The sequence below is a fragment of the Myxococcus sp. CA040A genome, assembly GCF_013336725.1.
Taxonomy (GTDB): Bacteria; Myxococcota; Myxococcia; order Myxococcales; family Myxococcaceae; genus Myxococcus; species Myxococcus llanfairpwllgwyngyllgogerychwyrndrobwllllantysiliogogogochensis.
Window position 1 is genome coordinate 473,078 of sequence record NZ_JABUMR010000003.1, and the last position, 14,284, is coordinate 487,361.

General features: G+C 68.7%; 14 protein-coding genes. 5 read left to right on the forward strand and 9 right to left on the reverse strand.

Annotated features, from left to right (window positions below; translation table 11 throughout):
• Window positions 1-44: 44 nt before the first annotated feature.
• Window positions 45-368, reverse strand: a complete 324-nt coding sequence (locus tag HUA75_RS14210) for a helix-turn-helix domain-containing protein (protein ID WP_141641356.1) — start codon at window positions 366-368, stop codon at window positions 45-47.
• A 99-nt stretch (window positions 369-467) separates the two neighbouring features.
• Here HUA75_RS14210 and HUA75_RS14215 point away from each other — a divergent pair, with 99 nt between their 5' ends.
• Together HUA75_RS14215 and HUA75_RS14220 are read left to right on the forward strand one after the other, a co-directional pair.
• Window positions 468-1,463 carry a zinc-binding dehydrogenase gene (locus tag HUA75_RS14215; RefSeq protein WP_174486707.1) on the forward strand — a complete coding sequence of 332 codons (996 nt, stop codon included), beginning with the start codon at window positions 468-470 and terminating at the stop codon, window positions 1,461-1,463.
• 149 nt (window positions 1,464-1,612) lie between these two features.
• Window positions 1,613-3,691 (forward strand): prolyl oligopeptidase family protein, encoded by a 2,079-nt coding sequence (locus HUA75_RS14220; protein WP_174460810.1) that lies wholly within the window; start codon window positions 1,613-1,615, stop codon window positions 3,689-3,691.
• A 4-nt stretch (window positions 3,692-3,695) separates the two neighbouring features.
• On the opposite strand, the gene HUA75_RS14225 is transcribed toward HUA75_RS14220, so the two are convergent.
• Genes HUA75_RS14225 through HUA75_RS14240 form a run of 4 tightly spaced genes read right to left on the reverse strand, consistent with a single transcriptional unit; the run spans window position 3,696 to window position 6,787 of the window.
• Complete coding sequence (locus HUA75_RS14225; protein ID WP_174454045.1) at window positions 3,696-4,502, reverse strand: ABC transporter permease; 807 nt, start codon at window positions 4,500-4,502, stop codon at window positions 3,696-3,698.
• A 2-nt stretch (window positions 4,503-4,504) separates the two neighbouring features.
• Entirely contained in the window at window positions 4,505-5,266 is a 762-nt protein-coding gene (locus tag HUA75_RS14230; RefSeq protein WP_174486708.1) for an ABC transporter ATP-binding protein, read from the reverse strand.
• Between the two features lie 22 nt (window positions 5,267-5,288).
• Window positions 5,289-6,098, reverse strand: coding sequence for a YdeI family protein (locus tag HUA75_RS14235; RefSeq protein WP_254627568.1), 810 nt, complete (start codon window positions 6,096-6,098; stop codon window positions 5,289-5,291).
• 50 nt (window positions 6,099-6,148) lie between these two features.
• Window positions 6,149-6,787, reverse strand: coding sequence for a macro domain-containing protein (locus HUA75_RS14240; RefSeq protein WP_174486709.1), 639 nt, complete (start codon window positions 6,785-6,787; stop codon window positions 6,149-6,151).
• A gap of 46 nt (window positions 6,788-6,833) precedes the next feature.
• Between HUA75_RS14240 and HUA75_RS14245 the strand changes: the two genes are divergently transcribed.
• The gene (locus tag HUA75_RS14245; protein ID WP_174486710.1) at window positions 6,834-7,619 is read left to right on the forward strand and encodes a glutathione S-transferase family protein; all 786 of its coding nucleotides are present in this window, start codon (window positions 6,834-6,836) and stop codon (window positions 7,617-7,619) included.
• A gap of 7 nt (window positions 7,620-7,626) precedes the next feature.
• On the opposite strand, the gene HUA75_RS14250 is transcribed toward HUA75_RS14245, so the two are convergent.
• From HUA75_RS14250 to HUA75_RS14260, 3 genes are all read right to left on the reverse strand, one after another.
• Entirely contained in the window at window positions 7,627-8,388 is a 762-nt protein-coding gene (locus HUA75_RS14250) for a hypothetical protein (protein WP_141641348.1), read from the reverse strand.
• A gap of 119 nt (window positions 8,389-8,507) precedes the next feature.
• Window positions 8,508-9,542 carry a rod shape-determining protein gene (locus HUA75_RS14255; RefSeq protein WP_141641347.1) on the reverse strand — a complete coding sequence of 345 codons (1,035 nt, stop codon included), beginning with the start codon at window positions 9,540-9,542 and terminating at the stop codon, window positions 8,508-8,510.
• 169 nt (window positions 9,543-9,711) lie between these two features.
• Entirely contained in the window at window positions 9,712-10,254 is a 543-nt protein-coding gene (locus HUA75_RS14260) for a hypothetical protein (RefSeq protein ID WP_141641346.1), read from the reverse strand.
• Between the two features lie 361 nt (window positions 10,255-10,615).
• Between HUA75_RS14260 and HUA75_RS14265 the strand changes: the two genes are divergently transcribed.
• Window positions 10,616-11,092 (forward strand): hypothetical protein, encoded by a 477-nt coding sequence (locus HUA75_RS14265; RefSeq protein WP_174486711.1) that lies wholly within the window; start codon window positions 10,616-10,618, stop codon window positions 11,090-11,092.
• A gap of 168 nt (window positions 11,093-11,260) precedes the next feature.
• The gene (locus HUA75_RS14270) at window positions 11,261-13,372 is read left to right on the forward strand and encodes a cation:proton antiporter (protein WP_141641344.1); all 2,112 of its coding nucleotides are present in this window, start codon (window positions 11,261-11,263) and stop codon (window positions 13,370-13,372) included.
• Window positions 13,373-13,411: 39 nt separating this feature from the next.
• Here HUA75_RS14270 and HUA75_RS14275 read toward each other — a convergent pair whose 3' ends face one another.
• Window positions 13,412-14,131 carry a glycosyltransferase family 2 protein gene (locus tag HUA75_RS14275; RefSeq protein ID WP_141641343.1) on the reverse strand — a complete coding sequence of 240 codons (720 nt, stop codon included), beginning with the start codon at window positions 14,129-14,131 and terminating at the stop codon, window positions 13,412-13,414.
• Window positions 14,132-14,284: the final 153 nt, after the last annotated feature.

Sequence of the window (14,284 nt, forward strand, 5' to 3'; positions counted from 1 at the left end):
CTCTGAACGGCTGACCGCGTGGGAAGTTCTGGACGGTGGGGTGATCAGCGCGCTCCCCGTGCCTGGGCGTGCTGACGTCCCCAGGAGCACAGGGACTCGAGCAGGGGCCGCAGGGTGAGGCCCAGGGGTGTCGCTTCGTACTCCACGCGGGGCGGAACTTCGGCGAAGACCTCGCGGCTCACCACGCCGTGTGCCTCCAGCTCACGGAGTTGCTGAATCAGGACCTTCTGGGTGATGCCGGGGATGAGGCGCTGCAGCTCGGACAGGCGGCGCCGGTGCTCCAGCAGATGCCACAGCACATGCAGCTTCCAGCGCCCGCCAATTACTCGCAGCGCCCGCTCGGCCGGAACCTCGGGAAGGTTCTTCATCGTCGTCGCTCCATGCTGACCTCCAGGTGGGTATCCCACGACGAAGTGGGTAGAGGCCATTGGCGAGGCCATGGCTCACTGCCTTCCGGAGGTGCACGCATGAAGGTCGTGAGGCTGGCCCGCAACGGTGGGCCCGAGGTGCTGACGTACGAAGAAGTCCCGACTCCCACGCCCGGCGAGGGACAGGTCCGGGTGCGAGTGAAGGCCATCGGTCTCAACTTCGGGGACACCGTCATTCGGCAGGGAGATGCTCCTGTCCGGCTCGAGTTTCCCTTCATCCCCTGCATGGAAGCGGCGGGAGTCGTGGACGCCCTCGGGCCGGGCGTGACGGGGGTGGGCGTGGGCGCGCGGGTAGTCGTTCCGCTCTTCGTCGCGGGAAGGTTGGGAGGCGCCGCCGCCGAGGCCCTCGTCGTGGAGGCATCGCTGCTGGTGCCCCTGCCCGATGCCATCAGCTTCGAGCAGGGCGCGGCGATGATGCTCCAGGGGCTCACCGCGCTGTGGATGTTGGCGCACGTGCCTCCGGCGGGGCGGGCGGTGCTGGTCCACGCGGCGGCTGGGGGCGTCGGCTCCTGGCTCGTGCAACTCGCCAGGCTCAAAGGGGCCCGGAGCGTCATCGCCACGGCGAGCACGCCGGAGAAGCTCGCGGTGGCGCGGAGGCTCGGCGCGGACGTGGTGGTGAGCTACGCGGAGCCGGACTGGCCGGCGCGGGTCCGCGTGGAGACGGAGGGGCGAGGCCCGGACGTCATCTACGACCAGGTGGGCGGGGAGGTGCGGCGGCTCGGGTTGGAGGTGCTGGCCATCCAGGGCACGCTCGTCATCTACGGCGGCGCGGCGACGCACCAGCTCGGCGAGTTGGACTCGGCGCAGGTGCTGGGGCTCTACAGCCGCAATCAGTTCGTCACGGGCTTCTCGGGCTGGCCGCTGTTCGGTGTGCCGGGCTTGCTCGCGCGGAGCTACGACGAGCTGTTCACGCTGGTGGGCTCGGGTCAGGTCGAGGTGCTCATCGGCCAGCGATATCCGCTCGCGGACCTCGCCCAGGCGCACCGCGCGCTGCGGGCCCGTGAGACGACGGGCAAGGTGCTGCTCATTCCCTGAGCCCGCGAGGGCAGGACTCGGCGTGTCGTGGGTGGGAGCACGGGGTGCGGGTGGCCAGGGCGCCGGGGTTGGGCGAAGCTGGCCCATCGGAATGGGAGCTGGCGCGCCGTGTTGGAGGCCGCGCCGCACCGCCATCAGGAGATGTGGACATGGGCAGGTTGTTTGTCGTGCCGCTGCTGACCGGGCTGTTGACCGCTTCCTCGGCGATGGCGGAGGAGGACCCCTTCCTGTGGCTGGAGGAGGTGCAGGGGCAGCGGGCGCTGGAGTGGGTGCGCGCGCAGAACGCCAGAACGGAGGCGGTGCTGGAGAAGGACCCGCGCTTCGAGCCGTTCCAGGCCGAAGCACTGCGCATCTTCACCGCCACGGACCGCATCCCCACGCCGTCCTTCCGCGCCGGTGGCGTGGACACCCTCTGGCAGGACGCGACGAACCCGCGCGGCCAGTGGCGGCACACCACGACGGACGGCTACGCGAGCGCCACCATCCCCTGGGAGACGGTGCTGGACGTGGATGCGCTGGCGAAGAAGGAGGGCGCGCCCTGGGTCTTGAAGGGCCACGACTGCCTGCCCCCCGCGGACCTGCGATGCGTCGTCTTCCTCTCCAACGGCGGCAAGGACGCGGTGGAGTCGCGCGAGTTCGACGCGGGCACGAAGCAGTTCGTCGAGGGCGGCTTCCGACTGAAGGAGGGCAAGCCGTCCGTGTCGTGGCTGGACATGGACACGCTGCTCGTGGGTCAGGACTGGGGCGGTGACACCCTCACCGAGTCCGGTTACCCCTACGTGCTCAAGCGCTGGAAGCGCGGCACTCCGGTGGAGCAGGCGACCGAGGTCTTCCGGGGCGAGCGCAAGGATGTGTCCGCCTCCCCCATTGTGTTGCATGACGCGGACGGGCAGCTCCAAGGGGTGCTCATCAATCGCGCGGTGACGTTCTACGAGTCGGAGCTGTTCCTGCTCGGAGACGCGGCGCCGGTGCGGTTGCCCTTTCCGCGCAAGGTGTCCTTCCAGGCGTTCGTCCAGGGACAGGTCGTCTTCACGATTGAAGAGGACTGGGGCCGCTTCAAGCAGGGTGCGCTGCTGGCCTGGTCGCTGGACGCGCTGAAGCAGGACGCCGCGAAGGCGAAGCCCACGCTCATCTTCCAGCCCGGTCCGCGTCAGGCCATCGAGCGCGTGTCGGCCACGCGCACCCGGCTGCTCGTCAATCTGTACGAGGACGTGAAGGGCGCGCTGGATGTCTACTCGTCGAACAAGGGTCGCTGGACTCGCAAGCGACTGGCGATGCCGAAGAACGCGGCGGTGGAAATCGTCGCCACGTCGTCCTCGCACGAGAAGCTGTTCGCCGGCGCGGAGGGCTTCCTGGAGCCGACGTCGCTGTGGCTCGGTGACGCGGCGTCGGGCTCGGTGAAGCAGGTGAAGTCGCTGCCGGCGCGCTTCGATGCGACGAAGCACCGGGTGGAGCAGTTCTGGGTGAAGTCGAAGGACGGGACGAGGGTGCCGTACTTCCTGGTGCGGCCCCTGAAGCCCAAGGCGGGCGGCGTCACGCCGACGGTGGTGTACGGCTACGGCGGCTTCCAGGTCTCCAAGCCGCCCATGTACCTGCCGGAGATGGGCAAGCTGTGGCTGGAGCGCGGTGGGGCGTACGTCGTCGCCAACATCCGGGGCGGTGGCGAGTTCGGCCCGCGCTGGCATCAGGCCGCGCTGCGCGAGAATCGTCAGCGGGCGTTCGACGACTTCGCCGCCGTGCTGGAGGACCTGGTCCGCCGCAAGCTCACCTCACCGAGTCACATCGGCATCTATGGGCGCTCCAACGGAGGGGTCCTCACCAGCGTGGTGATGACGCAGCATCCGGAGCTGCTCAACGCGGCCGTCATCGAGAGCCCGCTCATCGACATGATGCGCTACCCCAAGCTGCCGGCGGGCGCGTCGTGGGTGGGCGAGTACGGCGACCCGTTCGTCCCCGAGGACGCGGCGTTCATCTCGAAGTACTCCGCCTACCAGAACCTCAAGCCGGGCGTGCGCTACCCCAAGCCGTACATCACGACCAACACGAAGGACGACCGTGTGCACCCGGGCCATGCGCGCAAGTTCGCCGCGAAGCTGGAGGCCATGGGGCTGCCGTATCTGTACTTCGAGAACACCGACGGCGGGCACTCCAACGACTCCGACCCGATGCTCAACGCGCGTCGGTGGGCGCTGCACCATGTCTATCTGTCGCAGCAGTTGATGGACTGAGCGCTCAGCTCACGCTCTCCGCGCTGTAGCGGGCGATGAGGCCCGTGCGCACGGCGTGGCGGAACACGCGGGTGAAGAACAGGGCGGCCAGCAGGATGTAGAGCATGGCGAGGCCGCCCCCCATCAGCACCGTCGTCCACGACACCGAGCCCCCCGCGACGATGGTGCGCATGCCCTCGAACACGTACGACGGGGGCAGGAGCCGGGAGATGGCCTGCATCCACGAGGGCAGGGTGGACAGCGGGTAGAAGACGCCGACGAACGGGGACAAGAGCGCGGGGATGGGCCAGATGAACCACTCCGCGGAAGGGCCCAGTCGCAGCACCACCGCCGTGCCGACGATGCCGAGCGCGATTCCGAACAGGAACAGCACCAGCAGGAACGGCACCAGCATGGCGCCATAGACGAGCATCGACAGGCCGAACACCGCGCCCGCGACGACAATCATGACGACGAGTCCCACCGAGCTGGTCGCGATGCTGGAGAGCACCAGCCCGGTGACGTACTCGGCGATGGTCATGGGGGTGGCGAAGACGTTGAGGAAGTTGCGCGACCAGACGTCCTCGAAGAACGCCATTGTCACGCCCTGCATCACCCGGGTGAGGAAGTCCCAGAGGAGCACCGCGCCGAGCAGCGCCGGCAGGAGGTCCATGCCCGGCTCGCGGGTGATGGTGCCCAGGTAGCGGGTGATGAAGCCCCACAGGACGATGTCGATGGCCACCCAGACGAAGAGGGGGAAGACGCGCGAGGGGCTTCCGCGCAGCAGGTAGAACTGGCGCAGGACGATGGCGGCGGCGCGGGACAGGCGCATGGCTAGGCGTGCTCCAGGGCGAGGGGCTCGCGGGCCACGGTGATGAACAGCTCCTCCAGCGTCGCCTTGCCGTGCTCCTGGGGCAGCTTGCGCGGGTCTCCCTGGAGGAGCACCTTGCCGCGCGACATGAAGAGGACGCGGTCACACACCTCTTCCACCTCGTACATGTTGTGGGAGGTCCACAGCACGCCGCCGGTGCCCTTCGCGGTGAAGTCGCGGATGCGAGCGCGGATGTCACGCGCCGTCGACGGGTCCAGCGAGGCGGTGGGCTCGTCGAGCAGCAACAGTTGGGGCCGGTTGAGCATGGCCTTGGCGAGCGCGACGCGCGTCTGCTCTCCCGAGGACAACACGCCGCACTTGGTGTCGCGGAAGCGCGCGAGGTCGAACTCCTGGAGGAGGGCCTCGATTCGCTCGGAGACGCGCTTCACGCCGTAAATCATGCCGAAGTAGCGCAGGTTCTGGACGACGGTGAGGTTGCCGGGGAGCGGCGCGTAGACGGCGGCGAAGTTGGTGTACTCGAGCGCCTGCGAGCGGCGTTTGGAGAGGTCCACGCCCTGGATGTGGATGGCGCCGGAGGTGGGCTCGAGGACGCCGAGCACCATGTTGATGGTCGTCGTCTTGCCGGCGCCGTTGGGGCCGAGCAGTCCGACGATTTCGTTGCGGCCGACCTCGAAGGAGATGCCATCCACGGCGACGGTGCTCGCGTAGGACTTGCAGAGCTCGCGGACGGAGAGCACCGGTGGATTGCTGGAGGATTCGACCATGTCGGGGGTGGAGCGTCCTGCGTCAGTTGTGAAGCTTCTCGTGCTTGCCGAGCATCTCGACGTACTCGGCGATTTTGCGCGCGCGCGTCTCGGCCTTCTTCACGTGGTGGATGCGGAAGAGCACCGCGTAGCGGTTGACGGAGTTGAGGGTGGCGAAGAACGCCTCCGCGCGGGGATTGGCGGCCAGGGCCGCGGCGAGGTCGGCGGGCACGGTGATTTTGCTCTGGGATTCGTAGGCGGCCTCCCAGCGTCCGTTCTGTTTCGCGTTCGCGATTTCGGCCAGCCCCGAAGGCTTCATCCGGCCCGCGTCGATGAGGGCGAGCGCCTTGTCGCGGTTGATGGTCGACCAGATGCTGCGCGGGCCGCGCGGGGTGAACCTCAGGATGTAGGCCGTGTCGTCGAAGCGGCCCTTCTGGCCGTCAATCCATCCCCACGTCAGCGCGACCTCCAGCGCCTCCTGATAGGTGAGCGAGGCGGGGCTGTGGCCCTTCTTGGTGAGCTTGAGCCACGCGCCGCGCGAGGTGGCGGCGTGCTTCTGGAGCCATGTGTCGAAGGCATCCATGCTCGCGAAGAAGACGAGGGGCAGCTCGCCAGTCGGCGTCGCGGTGGCGGAGGCGCCTGGAGTGGATGCCGGCTTTGGGGTCGCCACCTGGCTCGGCGTGGGAGCCCGTGGTTTGGACGTTGCCTTCCGGGCCGGGGCCTTCGCGGGAGCGGGCTTATCGGGCGTTGCATTCCGGGCCATGGGCTTGCGGGGAACAGCCTTCTCGGGCACCGACGGCTTCTGGGCCGGAGACTTCTTCCTCGCGGACAGGGTCTTCTTGGCGGGGCTCATCGGGGCCGGCTTGTACCACGGGGCCGCGGAGGTGGAGGGCCGGTGAGGCGCTACTGCCGCAGCCGCCAGTCATCCTCGGCGGCCTGTCTCACCGACACGGGAATGGAGGGAGGTCCTCGCACGGTGCTCAGCCAGGCTTCCTTCATCTGCTTCGCACACCGCGCCGGTGGCATGCGACCGACGGCGGTGCCCAGCCCCGGACAGAGCACGGTGCGGATGGGATTCTTCGCGGTGACGTTATGGGCGAGGACGGCGCGCAGCGAGGCCCGGAGCGCCAGATATGCGTTCACGGTGTCGCTGACGTCCGACGGGACGCGCATGGTGGGCGCGCTGATGCACCAGGGAATCTCCTCGCGACCGGTGGGCACAATCACGGCGCAGCCCACGGGCAACTCTCCGCCGTGCTCCTGGGCGAGCAGCTCCCGCAGTTGCTCCTGCACCTGGGGGCCGAGCTGGTACGTGTAGACCGCGTCGATGCCTCCATCCATGAAGCCGAAGCTGTTGGCGGGGCTGACGATGGCGTCCGCGCGCACGTCGATGGGGGCCTCGGAGGAGACGACTCCCTCCCGCTCGGAGAAGATGTCGCCGTGGGAGATGGTGATGCCGGGCAGGTCCGCGAACTCCTGGCGCCAGGCCGCCACCAGGGTGCTGCTCAAGTCTCGGAGATGAAGCTGGAGAGTTGAAGGCATGGGGCCAGTATGCACGGGGCCCGTGGTGGCGGTAGCGTCCCGGCGCATGCGCACTCTTTACGGGTTGAGCTACTCGGGGTGGACGGAGAAGGCCCGCTGGGCGCTGGACCACCACCGCGTGGACCACCGCTACCGTGAGCACATGCCGCTCATCGGTGAGCTGGCCCTGCGCTGGCGCACTCCGAAAGGCACGCATCCCTCCGTGCCGCTGTTCGTCGAGGAGGACGTCGCGACGACGGGCTCGTTCGCCATCGCCCGCCGCGCCGAGGCGCTGGGGCAGGGCTCGGCCTTGTTCCCCGCCAACGCGATGGCCGCCATCCAGCGCTGGGAGGCAGTGAGTGACCAGGTGTTGAGCATCGCCCGCGCCAGCGTGGTGAGCCGCCTGCTCCACAACCCGCGCGCGCAGGCGGAGAGCCTGCCCTCGTTCATCCCGGGTTTCCTCCGGGGCGTGTCCGCTCCGACGGCGCGGTTGGGCGCGCGCTTCATCGCACGCAAGCACAAGGCCATGTCGGACCCGGAGGCGGCGATTCGTCAGACGGCCATCCCCGCGCTGGAGCACCTGCGCGCCGAGCTTCGTGGACGGCCCTACCTGGAGGATGGCTTCACCTACGCGGACATCACCGCGTGCGCCATGCTCCAGTTCGCGCGGCCGGTGGATGATGCGTGGCTGCCGCTCGGGCCGGGGACGCGCGAAATCTGGCATCACGAGTCACTCGCCGCCGCGTACCCCGACCTGCTCGCGTGGCGGGACGACCTGTATGCGAAGCACCGCCGCCCCCAGGCCCGAGCGTTGGGCGCTGGAAGCGGCGGCGCGGCGTCCCGCACGGGGTGACGAGGGGTTACTTCTTCTTCGCGGGCGGAGGACCCTGCTGCATGCGCTGACGAATCATTTCCTGAATCTGCTCGGGCGTCTTGCCCTGGAGGTCCTCGGGCTTGAAGGACCCCATGATGGGGGGCGCGGCGCTGGCGGCGTCCAGCTCCTGGTAGCCCGCGGGGACGGCGAAGAGCGAGGCGGGCTGCGCGCCCATCTGGATGTTGGTGACGTCGATGTCCGCCTGGACCTTGCCCTGCTTGTCGAAGGTCTGGCTGCGCACGTAGGCGACCTCGGGCAGGTCGGTGGGGCGCCAGACCTTCTGGCGCTGGATGCTGCCCTCGGCGCCGGGAGGAACGCCCTCGTAGACGACGGTGGGGTGGCCGTTGACCTTCTCGGTGCCGACCTTCTTGAAGCCCTGCTCCTTGAAACAGGCGTCGAAGTCCTGGTCCTTGCCCACACAGGTGCCGGGAATCTTCACCGACATGTCATCGAGACTGCGGCTGGTGGCGGCCTTCCTCGAGTGGAAGAGGGTGGTGCCGGTGCGCTTGTCCCAGTCGAAGATGATGGACATGCCGCCGGGAACCTCGGCGGGCGCCAGGTCCATGCGCATCATCCCCGGACGGCCGTACATCTTGCCCTTCGTCTCCGGGGGCGCGCCCTTCTGTCCGGGCAGTGGGGCGCTCTTCACGCGCAGGTCCCCGACCCAGTCGGCGAGGGCGGGCGTGGACAAGAGCAGCGTGGCGGCGAGGACTCCCGACAGCGTGTGACGAACCGAGAATGAGCTCATGCGGTGCACCACAATCCAGGCGCCACATGGCTGTCAAACCCGTCCCCAGACACACGAACGGCGCCGGCCTCGTGAAAGGCTCGGCGCCGTGGGCGCAGGCGGGAAGTGACTTCCGGGCCTCAGCCCGGCTGGCAGACCTGCCGGAGGATATCGAGCGACTCCAGCGCCTTGCCCGCGCCCATCACGACGGCGGAGAGCGGGTCCTCCGCGAGGAACACGGGCAGGCCCGTCTCCTCGCGCAAGAGCGTGTCCAGGTTCTTCAGGAGCGCGCCACCACCGGCCAGCACAATGCCCCTGTCGGCGATGTCACCCGCCAGCTCCGGCGGCGTGCGCTCCAGCGTCAGCTTCACGGCCTCGACGATGCCGTTGACGGGCTCGGCGAGCGCGTCGCGGACTTCGTCACTGGACACCGTCAGCGTGCGCGGCACACCGGCCACCAGGTCGCGACCCTTGATCTCCATGGTCATGACCTCGTCCGTCGGGTACGCGGTGCCAATGCCCATCTTGATGAGCTCGGCCGTGCGCTCACCGATGAGCAGGTTGTACTTGCGCTTCACGTACTGAATGATGGCTTCGTCCAGCTTGTCGCCGCCGATGCGCACGCTCTTGGCGAACACGATGCCGGCGAGGCTGATGACCGCGACGTCGGACGTGCCGCCGCCGATGTCCACAATCATGTTCCCGCTGGGCTCCGTCACCGGAAGGCCCGCGCCGATGGCCGCCGCCATGGGCTGCTCAATCAGGTAGACCTCGCGCGCGCCCGCGTTCGCCGCCGCCTCACGCACCGCGCGGCGCTCCACCTCGGTGATGCCAGAGGGGATGCCGATGATGATGCGAGGATTGACCAGCGTCTTGCGGTTGTGCGCGCTCTGGATGAAGTAGCGCAGCATCGCCGCCGTGATTTCGAAGTCGGCGATGACGCCGTCCTTCATCGGCCGGATGGCAACGATGTTGCCCGGCGTCCGCCCCAGCATCTCCTTGGCTTCCTTGCCCACCGCGAGGACCTTCTTGCCCCCGCGCGCGTCATGCTGGACGGCCACCACAGAGGGCTCGTTGGACACGATGCCCTGACCGCGGATGTAGATGAGCGTGTTCGCCGTCCCAAGGTCGATGGCGAGGTCGCGCGAAAAAAGGGTGTGAAGCCAGTCGAACATACGAGGGCGGAAACTTTCGAAGAGTCGGCGGAATTTCCCGCTGGCGCGTGGGAAGAGCGGTCGCGAAGGTACTACGCGACGCGGCACGGAGGAAGAAAAGCCGGCGGCGCTCCAATAACCGCCTGGGGGGCAGTCGGCCACCGGACTTGGAGACCCGAGGCTCGGGGGCTCAGGGAGCCGCTTCCGAGTGGGCCTGCTCGAAGCGCGCGGCCACCACGCCGGCCTGCTCCGCCTGGCCTTCTGGCAGGCACACGGGCAATTCCCCCGCCTGTTCCGCCTCCCGGTACTCGGGGGTGTGGCGCAGGGCCTCGCTGGTGACGTGGAGCAGCCCGTCCCGGACCGGCTCGAACATCAGCGCGGTGAGGTACCAGGCGGGCGCGTAGTCCAGGCGGATGAGGCCGTGCACGCTCCACCGGTGCGGCGCGTAGTCCCACGGGCAGCGGCCGAGCAGCTTGCGCAGCATCCACCCCGTGGCGTACTCCGCGCCGAAGATGAGGGCGGTGTAGGCCAGCGCCCGCAGGGGCCGAGGCAGGGGCTTGAGCCGCGCGGAGACCTCCTCCAGCGCCAGCGCCGTGCCTCCATAGATGGGGTGCATCCACAGGTAGGTCCGCGCCGTCGCGCTCCGGTCCCTGCTCAAGGCCGCGCCAGCCCCGGTGAAGAGGACCTCCAACACCCAACCCGTGCACCCGTAGAGCAAGAATCGTGAAAGCACGCCCTCAAGTTAGGGCCGATCCTCGCAACCGGCAGGCCCCGCCCCACGACGAATCGACGCCTGCCGTCGATGTGCACGGGTGGACGTTCTCCCCTCCACACGGAAGGGCCCCGCGCCCCTTCACCGACGCGACGGTGCTCCACGCGGGGGGAGGACATGGCCCTACAGGTCTGTGACGCGTCGGCCTGGAGCAAGGCGTCAGCCTCACGCGTCAGCGAGCGCGACAACCGGTGGAGCAGTTGTCCCGCGCCAGTAGCCTGACTCCAGCGGACTGGCGAGCGTGAGGCAGGGCGCGCTTTACGGCCCCAGGTCCGGCGTAGTACCTGAACGAGTGATGCGCTCCCCCGGCACGACATCGCGAATGCCCGGCTCCGGGAGCGAGACGCTCCGGACGGTGCTGCTCGTCTTGGGGGTGAGCCTCGTGCTGGCCACGGTCTTTCGCGCCGAGGCCGCCGAGTGCCCCACCGTGTGGGCCTCCGAGCGGAGCTTCTACCTGGACAGCGGCGCGACCTCCGTCCGCCAGGGCTCGAAGTCCTCGAAAGGGCCTTCACGTCGGTGGGGCGCGCAGTTCCACGTCACCGACCTGGGGGGCTGGGACTCGGGTCTGCACGTCGGCTCCGGCCTCGCCTTCACCCCGCCGTCCTCCGCGCGAGGCCGCGCCTCCTTCGAGCCGGACCTCCAGGCGCTCCATCGCTGGGGCCGTGAGCGGCGTCACGCCGTCGCGCGCGTCACCTTGAGAGAACGTCGGTCCGCGGCGGCCCCGACCTCGAGCGGGGATATCGCGGACCGTCCCTCCATCGTCACCCGGCCGTTGCGCGGTCCTCCCCGGGGCCGCTGAGCCGCGAGCGTCGTGCCGGCTTCGTCCGGCGCTTGTTCGAGCCCGCGCTCATTTCCGGCGTTACGACGTCTTTTCCCTTCCTTCACGCGCGACGGCCTTTGTCTCCGATTTCGTCGGAGCGACGGCGGGTCGTTTCCCATCCGAGTTTTTCATTCTTGAGGTGACCTGATGCACGGAGCCCACGAGGTCCTCCAGGCCATTGCCATTGTCCTGTGCGTCGCCGCGGTGACGACTGTTCTCTTCCAGAAGCTGCGACAGCCCGTGGTGCTGGGCTACATCCTCGCGGGGCTCGTCGTGGGGCCCTTCGTGCCGATTCCGCTGGTGGCCAATCCAGAGGTCGTCACGACGCTGTCGGAGCTGGGCGTCATCCTGCTGATGTTCTCGCTGGGGCTGGAGTTCAGCCTGCGCAAGCTGTTCTCCGTGGGCTTCACCGCCGGCGTCACCGCCGTCATCCAGTGCAGCATCATGGTGTGGCTGGGCTTCGTGGTGGGGCGGGCCTTCGGGTGGACGACGCTGGAGAGTCTTTTCACCGGCGCGCTCATCGCCATCTCCAGCACCACCATCATCGCCAAGGCGTTCGACGAGCAGGGCATCCGCGGAAAGCTGCGGGAGCTGGTGGTGGGGGTGCTCATCGTCGAGGACCTCATCGCCGTGCTGTTGATGGCGACCCTGACGGCCGTCTCCACGGGCGCGGGCCTGAACGTGAAGGACCTCACGCTCACCACGGGCAAGCTGGTGGCGTTCCTGGTGGGGCTGGTGGCGGTGGGCCTGTTCATCATCCCCCGGGCCATGCGCGCGGTCATCAAGCTGAACCGGCCGGAGACGACGCTCGTGACGAGCGTGGGCATCTGCTTCGCGGTGGCGCTGCTGGCGCAGTCGTTCGGCTACTCGGTGGCGCTCGGCGCGTTCCTCGCGGGCTCGCTGGTGGCGGAGTCGGGCGAGGAGAAGCTGGTGGAGCACCTGGTGCAGCCGGTGCGCGACATGTTCGCGGCCATCTTCTTCGTGTCGGTGGGCATGCTCATCAACCCGGAGCTCATCGTCGAGCACTGGGCGGCCATCCTCGTGCTCACCGCGGTGGTCATCCTGGGCAAGCTGCTCAGCGTGACGCTGGGGGCGTTCCTCACCGGCAACGGCACGCGCACGTCCGTCCAGGCGGGCATGAGCCTGGCGCAGATTGGTGAGTTCTCCTTCATCATCGCGGGCCTGGGGCTGTCGTTGAAGGCGACGGGCTCGTTCATCTATCCGGTGGCGGTGGCCGTGTCGGCCATCACCACGCTCACCACGCCCTTGCTCATCAAGGTGTCGGGGCCGGTGGCGACGTGGGTGGACCGCAAGCTGCCCAAGCCGCTGCAGACCTTCGTCACGCTGTACGGCACCTGGGTGGAGCGGCTGCGGCAGGCGCCCCGGCGCGAGACGCTGGGCGCGGACGTGCGGCGGCTGATTCGCCTGCTGGTGCTGGACGCCGTGCTGCTGGTGACGCTGGTGATTGGCACGACGATGTCGGCCGAGCGCATGGCGGGCTTCGTCGAGACGCGCACGGGGCTGGACGAGGACGTGTCCAAGAACGTCATCCTCGGCGGCGCGGTGCTGCTGTCGGTGCCGTTCATCCTGGGCGTCATCGGCATCGCCCGGCGGCTGGGCGCCACGCTGGCGGAAGCCGCGCTGCCGGCGCGCAAGGACGGCAAGCTGGACCTGGCCGCGGCGCCCCGGCGGGTGCTGCTCGTCACGCTGCAGGTGGGAATCGTCCTGCTGGTGGGCATCCCCGTCGTCATGGTGACGCAGCCCTTCCTCAAGGGCGCCACCGGTCCCCTCATCGTGCTGACGCTGGTGGGCGCGCTGGGTGTGGCGTTCTGGCGCGGCGCCACCAACCTGCACGGACACGTGCGCGCCGGAGCACAGGTCATCGTCGCGGCGCTGGCGGCGCAGTCCCACTCGAAGGAGCCGGGCGGGGACGAGCACGCGCTGGACCACGTCCAGGGCCTGTTGCCGGGCCTGGGCGCGCCGGCGTCCGTGCGGCTGGAGGAGAAGAGCCCGGTGGCGGGCAAGACGTTGGCCCAGGTGAACCTGCGCGGCCTCACCGGCGCGACGGTGCTCGCGATTCAGCGCGGTGAGGAGAGCCTCTCCGTGCCCACCGCGCAGGAGGTGCTGCGGGCTGGAGACGTGCTCGCGCTGACGGGCACGTGCGAGGCGGTGGACGCGGCCAAGGCGCTCTTGATGGGTGTGGAGCCCGCCGCGCCGCCGCCCGAGCCGCCGGCTCCGGAGACGCGGGCCCACGGGTAGCACCGCCCCGGTGGGGGCGGCGGCCATGTCCCGCCGTCCCTACCGCTTCAGCGCGTACTTGCCGATGACGTAGAGGGCGCGCACGCCGTCCTTCCAGCCAATCTTCTTGCCCTCTTCGTACGTGCGCCCGTGGTAGCTGATGGGCACCTCGAAGATGCGCCAGTTGCCTCGGGCCACCTTGGCGGTGATTTCGGGCTCGAAGCCGAAGCGGTTCTCCTCCACCTCCACGGAGCGCAGCACCTCGGCGCGGAAGGCCTTGTAACAGGTCTCCATGTCCGTGAGGTTCAGCCCGCTCGTCATGTTGGAGAGCGTGGTCAGCATGTTGTTGAGCACGGTGTGCCAGAAGTACAGCACCCGCCGGGGCGTCCCCGTGAAGCGACTGCCGAAGACGACGTCCGCATCCCCGTCCAGGATGGGCTGAATCACCTTCGGGATGTCCTTGGGGTCGTATTCCAGGTCCGCGTCCTGAACGAGGATGATGTCCCCCGTCGACTCCGCGAAGCCGCGCCGCAGCGCGGCGCCCTTGCCCTGGTTCTGCTCCTGGAACAGCACCCGGACTTCGTTGCGGTTCTTGGGGGTTCCCCCCAACACGCCCACGCCCTGCTCCGCGAGCTGCTGGAGCAGTTCCCGACTTCCGTCCCGGGAGCAATCGTCCACCAGGACAAGCTCCTTCGGAAAGTCGACGGCGATGCAGCGGCGCAGCAGCTCCGCGAGTGTGGGAATCTCATTGTAAACGGGGATGACGAGAGAGACGAGCATGGCGTTGAGCCCTCTACCTCATTTCGGGGGGGAGGGCGACTGTCCAGCACCCGGCGCGTGGAGCCGGGGTGAATGCCCTTTCCCCTCGCGCCAGTGTGAGATGGGGGGGTAGCAAGAGGTGCCTGTTTTGCGTGGAATGCTTTCTTGGGGGGA